The following is a 14896-nucleotide window of genomic DNA, read 5'->3' as shown; positions in this document are numbered from 1 at the left end:
TCATCCCTCGATCACCAATCGATATGATAACGCTTTGCCCGCAATCAAGCTATCCCTAACTACTTTGAGGATATCGCCTGCCTTTGCATTTATTTCCTTACAAGCAGGATCAGACGTCTTGATCTTGGGTAATTGTCCCTTGGTTATGTGATACTTCTCCAATAATGCTTTTACTTCATCTTCGGTCAGCAATATATGTTCGGGAACCATATTATGGTTGAGAACGCTAAATTCTTTCAAATAATTTCCTCCACGTTGAATGATTTTAACGGGCTCGGAGGGACTTGAACCCCCGACCACCTGGTTTCTTCCAGAATTTTCAAGATCCGTCTACCATAAAATGCCAGCGAATAAGACAGCATGTTTTGATTAGAGTTCATCTCTACTAAAAGTTTGGTTAAAAGCCAGGCGCTCTTCCTAGCTGAGCTACGAGCCCTTTTCAAGACCGTATGGAGCTTCCGCTCAAGCACGGATGTACGACGTTTAAACGTATTATATATTATAGCTACCAACAAACGCTCACCATTAGTAGAAGTCGCCAGGATATGTCGCTATAGCAATGCAGTCCTATAATTTAAACTTTTCTGAGACTTTTGGGGTAATATTATTTACTCGTATACGTTATAATCTTTTCGATGGCTCTCATGTTGAGCTGAGCGACCATGCAACTGAACGAGCTGGGTCCCTGTGATTACATCTTAGTTCTACCTGGATAACTGATGCAGAACTCGACGATGCAGTGCACCAACATCAATGGCAGTAAAACAAAAATTTATAGAGAGGTTAAACTGGGACTCCTCAACTAATACTGAGGATGCAGGGCTGAAAATAACTGTAAGGCGATGTCGATGCAATATTCCTATGAAAGGCTACGATACCAAGGGTTACATTGGGGATTTATATAGTATCGCTAGCTAATTCAATCGCACCTAAAAATGAGATACCGCCGGACTGAAAAAGAGGGATTATTCCGCTTTGTCTGATACCAATTCGGCTGTAGCGAACCTACGCATTACCTTGTTAATTTTTATCTTAACCTCATCGCCCAACTTGGTAGATGGAACGAATACCACAAATCCCTCAATTCGAGCGATTCCGTCTCCTTCCCTAGCTATGTCCTCTATCTTTACATCGTACGTTTCCCCCTCTGCTACGGGGGCACTTGGCTCTTTTCTATACAAAATTTACACACCTCTATGTTGCATGGCTAGCTATGCCATAGTAGCTTATAAAGTTTTGGCTGGATTGTTCATGGATGGATCATGTTGTTAAAGTCTTACCTAGCCGAGAAAGTCCAGAAAGAAGTCGGGTATGAGCAAAATACTTCAATTAATCTTCATGCATCGTTCCAACGACTGGAAAATTGTTGAGCAGATCTGCATCATGTGGGGCTTTCTCAAGACCGTCTGTCAAATCTTCTCCAGCGTTATGGGTAACCTGATGAGTCCCACCCTTCCACAGAAAACTACAAGATACATCATACACCTTCCCTTTGTAGGCTATTAGTGCTGGAGCCTTATTTTTGCCATTGTACTGGACCAGTTCTTTCCTGGTGAAATTTCTCATGTAACATCCCAAGCACGTACCTTATGGCTGGAAAAAAGAAAAGAGACTGTTAATTTGCTATTCTTTTCCACCTCGTTTTATATCTTCCAATACCGTCTCAAAGTCATCCTCGTGTTCTACTTCGTCCTTGAGAATGTCCAAGATAATGTGGTAGGTTACAGGGTCTTTGTCTTTGACGATGGCCAAGAGCTTTGTGTAAACATCGATGGCGCATCTCTCACCTTCTATTGCCAGTTTTAAGATGGCCCTGGAGTCAGGATCCGAAGGGTCCACATATTTACAATTTGCTCTTTCGTTTAATTCAGTCATATCTGTTATGGGTGTTCCACCCAATTGCATTATACGCTCTGAGAGCTTTTCCGCATGCTCTAGTTCTTCTGCGGCATGTTCTACAAGCTCTGAGGTCACTGCACCTTTCATGTTTCCCCTCACTATTTGTGCAGCCACCCAATATTGGTAGTATGCCAGCCACTCATCGGCATAAGCCTTATTTAACAGCTCTATTAACTTTTTTACATCGGTTTGCACTATTTCCTTTCCTTTCATTCCCATTTTTACCACCTGTTTTTACGTATAATTTCCAACTCTTAAAAGTTTTCCATGATGGACAAGCTATTTCCTCACTTTGCCTCGCATCTAGCGAATTTTTAAGATCCGTCTTATCTTAAGAAAAGAGGTCTTTAAAAACTTTAGACCCCCAATTCTAAATCTATTTCAGGAACTTGGATACAAAAGGGGAGGTCTCACCTCTGCGCAGGAAATGCCCAGAAGGTCCTTCGCCCAAGAATTCAGAGAACCAAGACTCGTGCTCAATTTCTTCGTTTAGAATCGCCTGAGACAGGGCATAGGTACGATGATCCTTGCCTGCCGTAAGATTACAGATGTGTGTATAACCTCTGACTGCACAACGCTCAGCTGCCACAAGCACCTTAAGTATCTCAATAACATCCGTTGGATCCGCGGGGAGAGACGCTGGCGGACATGCAGACATATCGTGGAACTCTTTCATGTCATCTGGCAGTTTGCCCCCAAGCTCGTAAATGCGGGGCACAATAGCTTCGAAGTGATTCCTGTCTTCAATGCGAGCGGTCTCCGCAATCTCCTTTATACCTTCTCCCTCCAGCCCAATCAGGTTGCACCGAAGTATGGTATAGTAGTAGTAAGTCGTGAGCTCCGCAGCTGCGTTCTTGACCAAAAGCTCCAACAATTCATCAACATTTACTCCTGATTTCTCAACCATTTCCCGTGCCACTTTAGCCATATTTTCACACCCTTATTTTTTTGGATACTTTAAAAATAAAAGTTTTTCGGTTTGTTAGGTTCTGATAACTCTTCGGGAGGTTTCTGCTAGGTGACCTCCCTGATAACTATCGGGTAAATTTAAAGAGAGAACTGCTCAATAATCATGTGTATGAGAGAACGTTCCATTATAATCATTATAATCGTTTTAATCATGTTCATTTCATTATGGTATTTCAATTTACTACCTGCAATGTGGTCGATTCTAACTGGCTTCTCAACTATTCTGAGCATTTTAGTCATATTGCCCTACTTCATAAACAGATTTCGCTATAGACCCGATTTGTATATCTTTGTTCACTGCGATGGTTCACCAGATACCATCCCAAGGAGGGGAGGAAACATCCAGATTGCAATCCATGCCAAGAACAAGCAAAGAGTTGTGGTGGATAGCGTCTGGGTCATTATTCCATATGAACAGAAAGGAGGAATCGAGTCTAGTGGATGTCTACCAGTTCTGCTTACTGGAGACACGATCCCTCCACGTACAAATGCCCCACCGCATTTGGTTGCGAGGCAACAGATCATAGGAGATTCAGATAAGCATGTTGGATTAGCAACTTTCTGGTGCCGAGTAAAAGATGCATCAGAGTTGATAGTGGATATCGCAATTCTTGCTCATATCCATCAGGGCGACTTACCCCATCTCGTAGATATGTACACTCCATCTACTAGAGAGTACATCTTTCGTCATACTTTTCAAGTCCAAGAAGTCAAGGAGTAAGAAAGGCGCTCCACCATTTGCAACACCGACAAAAACCTGAACCTCATCCCACCAAGATGCAACAAAGCCGAATAGAAAGGCAAACCCCGAAAGTAATCAAAGGAGAAAAACAAAATGAAAACCCCTAAGAGTTATCAGAACCATTTTGTATAGGTATTTTGATACAAGATAAAGTCGCTAATTGATCGCCTTCTAACCAAATGCTACATCAAGCACCATCATTACCGCAAAACCCATCATTGCACCCATGGTGGCTAAATCCGTATTGCCGCCACGCTGAGACTCTGGGATTATTTCCTCGACTACGACAAAAATCATAGCACCCGCGGCAAAACTCAAAGCGTATGGCAAGATGGGCTGTGCAAGAATAACGGCTGCAGCTCCAATGACACCAGCAATCGGCTCAACTATTGCGGATAACTGGCCATACCAGAAACTTTTCAAACGAGACATCCCCTCACGTCGAAGAGGCATGGAGACTGCAAGCCCTTCTGGAAAATTTTGTATGCCGATGCCGATTGCCAAGGCTATGGCTGCCGCTAAAGTGGCAGCGGGAAAACCGGCGGCAACAGCTCCAAAGGCAACGCCAACCGCAAGACCTTCTGGGATGTTGTGCAAAGTGATGGCAAGGATAAGCAGGGTACTACGCTGCCAAGTCGTCTTGATTCCTTCGGCTTCCTCGATCGGAAAGCCGATGTGAAGATGGGGGAGGATGTTATCAATCCCCCGCAAGAAAATGCCACCGAGGAGAAAACCTGCCACAGCAGGAAACCAAACGGGAATATCTTTGCCAGTTGACATCTCAATAGCAGGAGCTAGCAAAGACCAATAACTTGCAGCGACCATGACTCCGCCAGCAAAACCAAGCATCCCGTCGAGCACCTTCTTGCTCACATCTTTAGCCATAAATACCGTGGCTGCTCCGAGAGCGGTCAATGACCACGTAAAAGATGTTGCAAGAAGAGCCTGTATAACAGGATGAAGGTTCTGTAAAAAGTCTAGCATGTTTTCATATTCCTCTGATATTCATTTATGAATTTATGAAGAGGATTGGGGCAAGCAATAGCGAATCGCATACTCGCTTGTTATCTGCCATTGCCAATTTGTTCCTCATTTAACTTCCTCAAATGAAAACCTAAAAGTGTATTTCCTTAATTGAAGGTTAGGTACTGCGCGAGCTGCAAAGACTACACGCGGTGGAAAATCCCCCGCCACCAAAATGCCACGGATAGGCCTTTGTTCCTTTTCTCTAAGAGCACCCATATAGGACAGTATTTGAGCAACACAATCCGGATTAGCAGAACCTGCTTTCAGTTCTATGACTACAATTGCACCTTGCTGGTCTTCGGCTGTAATATCAATTCTACCTGCTTCAGTTGTTAGTTCCTTTCCTTCATCAATGATCTTGAGTCCTTGCTCAAGCTGTTGAATGTTAGAACGTAGGGCTATTTGGAGATCACGTTCAAGTCCAAAAGTTGTTTCCATAGCATCGATGACTTCTTCAGCCTCAGAAGGTTCAGCATAAGTTCCCATTGTCAAATGAGCTTTTATTGCACTAACCGTCCCTGGAGATACTCCGACTTTCACAGCAATCTGTTCTCTGTTTAATTTACCTTCCCGCATTAAGCTAATGATTTCGGTTTTTTGATTTTCTGATATTGGATTCATTTAGTTCTCACCCATGCAATGGCAGACAACTCCCCCATCCAAACTTAATTTATATATTGCTACAGCTACAAATTGATATTATATCCTAACTATTTATTTTTTGGCAACTCTCCCCACAAGCGCTCTTATTCCACCCTATTCAAATCAAGCGCCATTTGACCAAAACGCCCTCATCCATCCTCTCAACGCTTAACAGCTCCAGTTTCATCGGCTCTCTTAAGCCAACTCCATCCACAAGCGTGGGTGCAGTCTTGCCGCCGATGACCATGTTCCCTATGTAGACATAGATTTCATCTACCAGCCCCTCGGAGATCAGGCTCCAATTAAGCGTTGCGCCACCCTCGACCATCAGCCGTTCAATGCCGCGGTTCTTCAATTCCGCAAGTAACTCAGACAAGGAGACATGCTTATCACCCATAGCGATGATTTCTGCTTTTTCCCTCAGCGCTGCTACTCTTTCAGAGGGCGCAGATTTGGACATGGCAATGATCGTTGGACCGCCTTTTCTGGAGATGACCTCAGCATCTACGGGCGTCCTCGCCATGCTGTCCACAACTATTCGAATCGGATTCTTCTCTCCTGACTTCACGGTCAAACCGGGGTTGTCGGCCAAAACCGTGCCTATGCCCACCATTATGGCATCCGAGCCCGCCCTAAGCCCATCAACCCGCTTCATATCAGCATAGCCCGATATTTTTACTTGACTGCGCCCATATGTGGAAATCTTTCCGTCTGCGCTCATCGCTGCATTAATGAATACGAATGGTCTGGATTTCATCTTTGCATCTCCTTGGTGCGTTCGTAGTAGAACAGGTACTGCTGCGCATAGCCAGCATACTTGCCAAAATATCGCCCTGCCCATTCCCTGAGTTTTTTATCCGATATTTTGTTATTTCTGAAGTAATCGCGCTGTACAATTCTCCTTACATGAACATCTACCGGGAAGGCCTCGAGCTCATCTAAAGAAAATAAAAGAACGCAATCTGCAACTTTATGCCCCACTCCTTCCAGTGACATCAGCTCTTCCTTAGCGCTTTCATAATCGAGTTCTCTTAATCGTTCCAGACAAAAACCGCCTTCAGATACCAGTTGAGCTATTCCTTTGATCTCCTCTGCTTGCTTATCCCCAAAACGAAATTGACACTTTCTCAAATCATCTAAACTTGCTTTTGCAAGCTCATCTGGCTTGGGAAAGGTATAAAAAATTTTATTGTCAAAATGGATTTCATCTCCAAAATTTTTGGAGAGATGGAAAACGGTTCTCTCAATTTTTTCAATTCGATTTTGTCTTGAGCAGATGTAAGAGATGAGACATTCCCATGGGTCTTGTTTGATTATTCGCATGCCCCGGTACATAGCGATGGCCTCGTTCATCATCGCATCCTTGTTTATGCATTGATAGATGCCATCCAAATCATCATTAAGCCTAAAGTAGCTCGTGACATGGCCAATATCGAGATCGGATTCTACGATTAAACGATTCCCTGCCTGTTTCGCCTTGATTACTGAATTGCCTACTATACCAATCCAGTTGTCTTTATCATCTCTCCATCTAAAAACCTGACCACATCGCAACGTATGATCGAGATCGAAATTATGGACAGGTATAGTATGCGTTTTCATTCCAATGACTTTTTATTGCTTTTGAATCATTAATATGCTGGTGTTCTGGAATGTTTCCTGAAAGAATTGAGACGATTGATAATCATCGCGCTGTATGCTGTGAGATGTTGTGATGGAGAAGTGGTACTACGAGCCCAAAGTGCTTTGAAGAGAGCATTAGCATAGAGCCTCTTCTAGATGCGCCCGTATTGGTCGTGAAAAATGAAATTAAAACATTGGTAATTGCAGACCTTCACATCGGGATAGAGCATGAGCTCTATAAAAGTGGAATCAAAATTCCCAGCCAAACACAGAAACAACTGGCTAAGATAATCGATTATATTGAAAAAACGGGCCCAGATAGGTTACTCTTGCTCGGAGATGTAAAGCACAATATCCCCCTGATTTCATATCAAGAGCGGGGCGATATCCCCAGATTCTTGGGGGAATTGGCAAAACGCGCACCAATAGACATAGTTCCAGGAAACCATGATGGAGATCTGGGCTTTTTGATCCCTAAGGGCGCTGGTATCACACTCCATAGCTCAAGAGGTCTTCTTAGGGATGACATAGGGTATTTTCATGGGCATGCTTGGCCATATGCCAAAATTCTATCCGCAAAACACGTTGTGATGGCGCACAATCATCCTTCAGTGCGGTTTACAGACCGACTGGGCTACAGGAAAGTCGTACCAGCATGGATTAGGGTGAATTTTGATGAGAATGTAATAAGAAAACACTACTCCATGAAAGCCGATAAAAATATCTCACGATGCTTGACGATAATGCCTGCATTTAATGAACTTTGCGGCGGAATACCCTTTAACGAGGCTTCACATGAGGATTTAGTGGGACCGATGTCCACCTCAGGAGCAATCAAGCTAGATAGTGCGGAGGTATACTTACTGGATGGAACCTATATCGGGAAAATCAGAAATCTGAGAGTTTAAAGGATTGTCCACAATCGATATTTGTAGCGATCCTTGATCCTGCTACCACATTTGAATTGAAAACTATTATGAAGGATGCCACTATCCATGAGATATAAAAATAAAAGAAGAGAAGAAGATGTGGGCGCCCCTAGAATGTGATGAAGAAGTTCTAACCACCTATTATCTATAAAAGTACCACAAGGAGTGCATTCACAGACTGCACCATTCACAGTTTTGATATAGCATAACAGATGGGCGTATCCTTGAGCCTAATGCGAATATCTTTCGAATGATTGATGACCCATATAGTCTCCATATAGCAATGCTGACAAGAATAAGTTTACTTATCAGAAGGATCATGATGTCATTGCAAACAATATAATATAATACAATATAACATGATGACAGCATTTGACCCTCTGGATACAAGGATTAAAGAAGCACTCAGAGAGAGAGATTTTTTAGTGCCCACTGAACCGCAGGAGAAAGCCATCCCCATAGTGTTAAGAGGTAAAAACGTCCTTCTCATCGCACCCACGGGCTCTGGTAAGACTGAGTCTGCCGTGCTACCAATTTTTCATCATCTTCTCCGGAGAGATAAAAAAGGAATTTCCGCATTATACATCACTCCGCTCAGAGCATTGAACAGGGACATGCTCAAGAGAATGGAATGGTGGAGCACTAAGTTCGGCATTGATATTGCCGTTAGGCACGGAGACACCCTAGACCATGAAAGAAGGAGACAAGCGACGAATCCCCCGGACATGCTGATCACAACACCAGAGACATTACAAGCGATGCTAACAGGAAAAAGACTGCGTGAAAACCTAGCGGATGTTTCTTATGTAGTCGTGGATGAAGTTCATGAAATAGCCAGCTCCCCACGGGGTGCTCAACTCGCAATCGGATTGGAGCGACTAGTTGAAGTTGCAGGAGAATTTCAGAGAATAGGACTGTCTGCAACTGTTGGCTCGCCGGAGGAGATTGCAAAATTCTTGGTAGGGGCGGATAGGGATGTAGAAATCGTTGAGGTGTCCATATCAAAATTGCTCGACTTCAAAGTCATCATCCCAAGTGCATCGCCCGAGGACATAAAAAAGGCGAAAAGAATGATGACTGACCCAGAGATAGTGGCCCATCTAAGCTGCATGAGCGACCTTATCGAGAAACATAAATCCACGTTAATCTTCGTGAACACGCGTCAGTCTGCAGAAGCACTTGGATCAAGATTTCGTATGCTTGGTTCCAACATAGGCGTGCACCATAGCTCTCTATCAAAAGAGATGAGAGTTGAGGCAGAGGATGCATTTAAGCGGGGTGACCTGAAAGCGTTGATATGCACGTCTTCGATGGAGCTGGGCATCGACATAGGCAAGGTAGATCAGGTGATACAATATGCATCACCAAAGCAGGTGACTCGCTTATTGCAAAGAGTGGGCAGATCGGGACATAAGGTGGGTGAGACCTCAAAGGGAACGATCATAGCCACCAACCCAGATGACATTGCAGAAGCATGGGCCATAGTACGCAGAGCTTATGAAGATGAAATCGAATCGATAGAACTACACGATGCAGGCGATACGCTCGCAAACCAGATTTGCGGAATGGCTCTTCAATTTGGGCATGTCTCCCTTGAAAAAATTTTCTCCATAATACGTAGGTCCTATCCTTTCAGGAAAATCACACATGAATTATTGCTTCAAATCATCCAGCAGTTAAAAGAGCAACGAATCATCTGGTTTGATGAAAATACCCTAGGGCAAAATCGCAGAACAAGGCAGTACTTCTATGAGAACTTATCCATGATCCCTGACAAGAAGAACTATGACATATATGACGTCATCGGTGGGCGCTTTATTGGGACCTTGGATGAGGCATTTGTGGTCAACTTCGCATCTCCTGGAGCGACCTTCATCACGAAGGGGGATATGTGGCGGGTAGTTGAGATGGCTGAAGATCAGATAAAAGTGGAGCCAGTTGAAGACCCAAGCGGAGAAATTCCTTCTTGGATCGGAGAGGAAATTCCCGTCCCTTATGAGGTGGCGCAAGAGGTTGGACGCATCCGAGCTAGAGTGGCTTCAATGCTAGAAAAGAAAGAGGATGCAGCCGAGGAACTCATGAAGACTTATCCCACTGATGCCAGCACTGCCAAAAAGCTGATAAAACTCGTCCAAGAACAAACCGAGGGCAACTACCCGATTCCGACGGATAGTTGTGCTGTCATCGAATGTGAAAACAGAACGATAATAATAAACGCCTGTTTTGGGCATAAGGTGAACGAGACGCTGGGGCGAGTGATCGTCTCATTGCTAACCGCACGCTTTGGCAGCAGCGTGGCAATGGAAATCGATCCCTACAGAATTGAACTCGAGTTGCCAAGAAAACTTTCCGCAGGACAGATAAAGGAGCTGATACTGGACATAAAGCCAGAGTATATCGAGCCAATCATCGAAATGACACTTAAGAGCACCGCGCTTTTCAAGTGGAAGATGGTCCATGTCGCAAGAAAATTCGGAGTTTTTAGCCGCGATACAGATTACCGGTTCGTTGACGACAAACTGCTTGATGTTTTCACTGACACCCCCCTATATGATGCAACGATGAGGGAGATCTTCCTAGACAAATTAAACATTCCCAAGACAGAGGGTGTCCTAGAAAAAATGCTTTCTGGAGAGATTGAGCTTGTTACATCTGGAGTTAGCCCGATTGGACTTGCAGGCCGAGAATCCAGCAAGGAACTGATAGCTCCTGAAAAAGCGGATGGATCGATTTTACTTGCGCTAAAGGAGCGGATCATGAACGATAGGATCATACTTTTCTGCGTAAACTGTAAAAAATGGCTTTCTCAACGTAAGGTCAAACAAGTACCTGAAAGGCCGGAATGCCCACTCTGTAACTCAAGGATGATAGCTGCACTAAAACCTTGGGAGAAAGAAGAAATAAAAATCACCAAGCGCCCTGATAAACTTAGATCCGAAGAGGATAAAAAACGGGTCCAGAGAGTGTATGGGAATGCAAATCTCGTCCTATCCCATGGAAAAACTGCGGTCATTGCATTAGCAAGCAGGGGGCTCGGACCCAAGAGCGCATCTAGGGTGATCCGCAGATTAAGGGATGAGGAAGATTTTTACAGAGAGATTCTGATGGCAGAAAGAGAATACACTAAAACCAAGAGGTTCTGGCACGATTAAACAGAAAGCTCGTATCTAAGCTCTTTCAACGTGGCAATCCTCTCTGCGAACGCATTGTGTTGATGGATGCTTTCCTCGTTCGTCTGTCTGATGGTCACAAGGGAGTCATCTGGCAAATCCTTGAATTCTTGAACGATCTTTTGTGCCATGATTCTCACGCAATCCTCCACAAATCTTGGATTTCTGTGCGCGGTCTCTACTATGAAGGTTTCATCCGATCTTTTCAGCAATTCGTAGATTTGAGAGCTCATCGAACTCTCGATAATGTCCATCAGTCTCTCAAGCCGAACTTCATAACTATCGTGTACTTCAATGGAAATAAACCCGCGCCCTCGCTGGTTATGGGTGGCCATGGGCACTTTATCGAGGAAGGATTCGATTTTCTCAGGGGGAATGCCCAACTTCTCCATCTCATCTCGGGCCTTCTCACGCATGATTTCCTGCACGCAAGGGCATGTGGTCATACCAACCACTTCCACGCCGACGGTCTTTCTGATCTTCCTGTCCGATCTAGTAGCAATGGCCCCTGCAAAAATGTCTACGACCTCTTGGCACCTAACATTTGTAGCAGGTGTCTTTCGTTTCACTATATATTCACTGCGCATCTTTATCTCTGCCCGAGAAGCATATTCATGCCGATTTAAAAGATTCCGTGCAATTACAACACAGAGTTCTTCTGTATCGTAGACTGGCGAGGAAGTTGCCTCCTCGAGCACCTCATCGATCGCCTCAAAGTTGCGTGATAAATTGGCGCCCTTCCTATCAGGCGGCAAATCAACGAAGATGTCAAACGTTGAGAGGAGGATGATCGATCTCTTTTCTTTTCGAGCGACTTCTACAAGTTTTTTAACTCCTGTAACGCCTACCCTTGTTAGGTTTATTAAGACTTCTGGCCTATTTGCTTGTATGTCTGGTAAAACCACGATAACTCCTCATTTTATCATTCGTCTCAAACAATAAGGATTGCGATATGAGTCACCTCACCATTAAGACCGTTTTTGAGGAGTGCTTGACAACCTTTTCGGCGACACTACCCAGCAAGAATCGGTCTATTTTGCCAAGTCCCCTGCGACCCATAACGATTAAGTCGCATCCTAAATCTTCAGATGTCCTCAGAATTTCGTCCGCTATGTCGCCCTCTCGTAGAATGCATGTGACTGGAATGCCTTGAATGCGCTTCGCTGCCTCCTGCACCATGTTTAGCGCTTGACTCTTAAAAGTACCTGGGGTGACTATATCAGCAAAAGCAAACATTCTCATAGCAGAGGGCACTACCGTCAGAATGGTGATGCTGGACTCGGTACATTTTGCCAATTCCACTGCCCAATCAAGGGCCCTCTTCGAATCCTCAGATCCGTCATATGCGATTAAAATTTTTTTCATCTCCTCCAGCCCCGATGTATTTAGGCCAACGACCATATTTTTAATCCACAAATTTATAAACTATATCAATCCAATTGATGATATACATGATGCACATGCACAAACACATCCAGATCTTTGACACTACACTTAGGGATGGAGAGCAAACGCCAGGAGTTTCATTAAAAACCGAGGATAAACTCCTCATAGCTCGCCAACTAGACAAATTAGGCGTTGACATAATAGAGGCGGGGTTTCCCATTTCATCAAAGGGTGAAAAGAAGTCTGTGGAGAGTGTCGTAAGTGCTGGATTGCATGCCAAGATATGCGGATTAGCGAGGGTAAATAAACCCGATATCGATGCATGCCTTGATTGCAATGTGGACATAGTACACACCTTCATCCCAACCTCTGATATTCAGATTCAGTATACGATAGAGAAAAGCAAAGAAGAAGTATTGCAACTGGCCGTAGAGGCGGTAGAATACATCAAAGAGCATGGGGTAGAGTGTCTTTTCTCGGCGATGGATGCCACTCGAACGAACACTGACTACTTGCTCAGGGTCTACAAAGAAGTCGAAAAGGCGGGAGCTGATACTATCAACGTTCCAGATACCGTTGGCATAACATATCCTTCAGCCATGAAAGAGTTGATCGAAAAGGTCTATAACACCGTGAAAGTTCCCATCGATGTACATTGTCATAACGATTTCGGGCTGGCTGTAGCGAATTCCCTAGCGGCGGTAGAGGCGGGTGCTCGTCAGGTACAGACATCCGTAAACAGTCTGGGAGAGAGAGCAGGAAATGCAGACCTTGCTGAGACTGTAATGAGCTTGCACTCGATTTATAAATTGAGAACGAACATTCAAACGAAATACTTGGTGGAAACATCACGATTGGTAGAAAGGCTGTCGGGAATTCAAGTTCCTCCAAATACGCCCATCGTTGGGGATAATGCATTTTCCCATGAATCTGGGATACATACACATGGCGTTTTGATGAGAGCCGATACCTTTGAGCCAGGTGTTATGACGCCCGAGATGGTTGGACATGTGCGCCGAATAGTGGCAGGCAAACACGCTGGCAAACATGCCGTAAAACAAATGCTAACCAGTGCGGGGCTAAATCCGACAGATGGCCAACTAGCAGAGATAATGCAACGAATTAAGGACCTCGGCGACAAAGGAAAGAGGGTGACAGATGCGGACCTGTATACCATTGCGGAGGTAATCATGGGTGAGGTCGCAAAAGGAGAGCAGGCAATAGTGTTAGAAGAGGTCTCGGTCATGACAGGAAACAAGATCACACCAACGGCATCCATAAAAGCAGTCGTTAATGGGAAACCAAAGATTGGCGCCCAAACTGGAGTCGGACCGGTAGATGCCGCTCTTTGCGCGGTGCAGACGATCTTGGGTGAGGATGCAAGCATAAAGCTGCGAGACTTTAGGATAGAGGCAATAACCGGCGGATCTGATGCACTGGCAGAGGTGATCATCGGAGTGGAGGATAAAAAAGGCAATATTGTGACCGCAAGAGCCGCCAGAGAAGATATCGTAATGGCTTCGGTTGAGGCATTGGTAAGCGCCATAAATAGGCTGATGATAAAGAAAGGATGACCGTTAGACTGGGCTCAGAATTTTTTACAGTTCTCAATTGCATTTCATTTGTTTGTTGATTGGTGATATTGCCCGCAGGCTTTTTCAGCCCATTATCGCACCGCAAAAACCCAAGGTATGATCCATACAGTACAGTTATCAATTTTTATCAAGAACGGTTTCGATTAGGGATTAAATAATAAATATGATCAATCCTCAACCTGCCCTCTTCTCGCCTTCTTTGCGCAACAAGGGTAGCAGCTGCTCCTGTAGTTCTTGAAGTCTCTTTTGAATTCGCTTCTCTTGTCTTTCCAGAGTTTTTAGCCTTAGATCAAGGGTCTCTTTTTTCTCTGCCAACTCCACTTGAGTTGCACTTTTTTCCGATTTAATGAGCAGTTCGCCGACGATTTTATAGATCGCTGCCTTGTCGTCCAACTTCTCCAGCTCCTCTAACGCCCGCTCTGTATCGCGAAGCATCATCTCTACCTGGGTTTTCTGCCCAAACATAGCCTGAGCTTGCTGCTGTGCTTGTTGCAATTGTGCCAATTGATGTTGGACCTGTGGAGGTAATTCAGTACTCATTTTATCACAACCATATCATATGCGACCTTAATAAACCTTAACCATGTATTCAGTAAAGCTCTAAGAGAGACTATATCTTCTGCTTCTGCCCGAAGCTTGATCGTATCTCCCTCAAGAGCCAAACTGATATTGGATCTCTGCGAAGGTATATTTCTTAGCTCAGGAAGCAGCGAGTTATAGATGATGTCTGCATGTTCCCTTAATTCAATCTCGAACTCGCTATATGTCGTCATATCATCTAGCTTTAACTCGCTTGATTACTGTGGGGCGCTCTTTTAAAAGCACCCGATGTCCACAATAGGGGCACCTAATTCCGCCATACTCCTGGTCAACTTCTACCTCCCGCTTGCATCTAGCGCATTTGTAGGACACCGG

At 44.5% G+C, this 14896-nt stretch carries 18 protein-coding genes and 1 tRNA gene; 4 read left to right on the top strand and 15 right to left on the bottom strand.

Annotated elements, in window-relative coordinates; translation table 11 throughout:
• The 6 genes from PHI74_05295 to dps form a co-directional block, all read right to left on the bottom strand.
• Positions 1-240, bottom strand: a complete 240-nt coding sequence (locus PHI74_05295; protein MDD5485417.1) for a DNA-directed RNA polymerase subunit H — start codon at positions 238-240, stop codon at positions 1-3.
• 29 nt (positions 241-269) lie between these two features.
• Positions 270-436: transfer RNA gene (locus PHI74_05290), tRNA-Lys, on the bottom strand.
• Positions 437-965: 529 nt separating this feature from the next.
• Entirely contained in the window at positions 966-1181 is a 216-nt protein-coding gene (locus PHI74_05285; protein ID MDD5485416.1) for a TRAM domain-containing protein, read from the bottom strand.
• A gap of 148 nt (positions 1182-1329) precedes the next feature.
• A complete protein-coding gene (locus tag PHI74_05280; protein MDD5485415.1) occupies positions 1330-1566 on the bottom strand; it encodes a cytochrome b5 domain-containing protein in 237 nt (78 codons plus the stop codon).
• Between the two features lie 57 nt (positions 1567-1623).
• Entirely contained in the window at positions 1624-2118 is a 495-nt protein-coding gene (locus PHI74_05275; GenBank protein MDD5485414.1) for a ferritin-like domain-containing protein, read from the bottom strand.
• Between the two features lie 157 nt (positions 2119-2275).
• The gene (gene dps / locus PHI74_05270; protein ID MDD5485413.1) at positions 2276-2827 is read right to left on the bottom strand and encodes a DNA protection during starvation protein; all 552 of its coding nucleotides are present in this window, start codon (positions 2825-2827) and stop codon (positions 2276-2278) included.
• Between the two features lie 150 nt (positions 2828-2977).
• Here dps and PHI74_05265 point away from each other — a divergent pair, with 150 nt between their 5' ends.
• A complete protein-coding gene (locus PHI74_05265) occupies positions 2978-3589 on the top strand; it encodes a hypothetical protein (protein ID MDD5485412.1) in 612 nt (203 codons plus the stop codon).
• A gap of 192 nt (positions 3590-3781) precedes the next feature.
• On the opposite strand, the gene PHI74_05260 is transcribed toward PHI74_05265, so the two are convergent.
• The 4 genes from PHI74_05260 to PHI74_05245 form a co-directional block, all read right to left on the bottom strand.
• Positions 3782-4594 (bottom strand): ZIP family metal transporter, encoded by an 813-nt coding sequence (locus PHI74_05260; GenBank protein ID MDD5485411.1) that lies wholly within the window; start codon positions 4592-4594, stop codon positions 3782-3784.
• 105 nt (positions 4595-4699) lie between these two features.
• Entirely contained in the window at positions 4700-5257 is a 558-nt protein-coding gene (locus tag PHI74_05255) for an endonuclease NucS (GenBank protein MDD5485410.1), read from the bottom strand.
• 139 nt (positions 5258-5396) lie between these two features.
• A complete protein-coding gene (locus PHI74_05250) occupies positions 5397-6035 on the bottom strand; it encodes a 2,5-diamino-6-(ribosylamino)-4(3H)-pyrimidinone 5'-phosphate reductase (GenBank protein ID MDD5485409.1) in 639 nt (212 codons plus the stop codon).
• Entirely contained in the window at positions 6032-6880 is an 849-nt protein-coding gene (locus PHI74_05245; GenBank protein MDD5485408.1) for a DNA glycosylase, read from the bottom strand. The genes PHI74_05250 and PHI74_05245 overlap by 4 nt, the downstream gene beginning before the upstream one ends.
• 194 nt (positions 6881-7074) lie before the next feature.
• On the opposite strand from PHI74_05245, the gene PHI74_05240 reads away from it, so the two are divergent.
• Both PHI74_05240 and PHI74_05235 read left to right on the top strand, forming a co-directional pair.
• Positions 7075-7809 (top strand): metallophosphoesterase, encoded by a 735-nt coding sequence (locus PHI74_05240; GenBank protein ID MDD5485407.1) that lies wholly within the window; start codon positions 7075-7077, stop codon positions 7807-7809.
• 383 nt (positions 7810-8192) lie between these two features.
• Entirely contained in the window at positions 8193-10982 is a 2790-nt protein-coding gene (locus PHI74_05235) for a DEAD/DEAH box helicase (protein ID MDD5485406.1), read from the top strand.
• On the opposite strand, the gene mptA is transcribed toward PHI74_05235, so the two are convergent.
• Entirely contained in the window at positions 10979-11905 is a 927-nt protein-coding gene (gene mptA, locus PHI74_05230) for a GTP cyclohydrolase MptA (GenBank protein MDD5485405.1), read from the bottom strand. The genes PHI74_05235 and mptA overlap by 4 nt on opposite strands.
• 52 nt (positions 11906-11957) lie before the next feature.
• Positions 11958-12401, bottom strand: a complete 444-nt coding sequence (locus PHI74_05225) for a universal stress protein (GenBank protein MDD5485404.1) — start codon at positions 12399-12401, stop codon at positions 11958-11960.
• Between the two features lie 50 nt (positions 12402-12451).
• On the opposite strand from PHI74_05225, the gene PHI74_05220 reads away from it, so the two are divergent.
• Positions 12452-13960: a 2-isopropylmalate synthase gene (locus PHI74_05220; protein MDD5485403.1), complete on the top strand. Its 1509-nt coding sequence runs from the start codon at positions 12452-12454 to the stop codon at positions 13958-13960.
• Between the two features lie 195 nt (positions 13961-14155).
• On the opposite strand, the gene PHI74_05215 is transcribed toward PHI74_05220, so the two are convergent.
• The 3 genes from PHI74_05215 to PHI74_05205 are packed head-to-tail and all read right to left on the bottom strand — an operon-like array spanning position 14156 to position 14893.
• Positions 14156-14521, bottom strand: a complete 366-nt coding sequence (locus PHI74_05215) for a prefoldin subunit beta (GenBank protein ID MDD5485402.1) — start codon at positions 14519-14521, stop codon at positions 14156-14158.
• A complete protein-coding gene (locus tag PHI74_05210) occupies positions 14518-14754 on the bottom strand; it encodes a KEOPS complex subunit Pcc1 (GenBank protein ID MDD5485401.1) in 237 nt (78 codons plus the stop codon). The genes PHI74_05215 and PHI74_05210 overlap by 4 nt, the downstream gene beginning before the upstream one ends.
• Before the next feature lies 1 nt (position 14755).
• Positions 14756-14893 carry a DNA-directed RNA polymerase subunit P gene (locus tag PHI74_05205; protein ID MDD5485400.1) on the bottom strand — a complete coding sequence of 46 codons (138 nt, stop codon included), beginning with the start codon at positions 14891-14893 and terminating at the stop codon, positions 14756-14758.
• Positions 14894-14896 lie beyond the last annotated feature (3 nt).

The organism is Methanocellales archaeon (assembly GCA_028715985.1).
Classification (GTDB): domain Archaea; phylum Halobacteriota; class UBA148; order UBA148; family UBA148; genus UBA148.
This window is presented reverse-complemented; position numbering and strand designations above follow the sequence as displayed.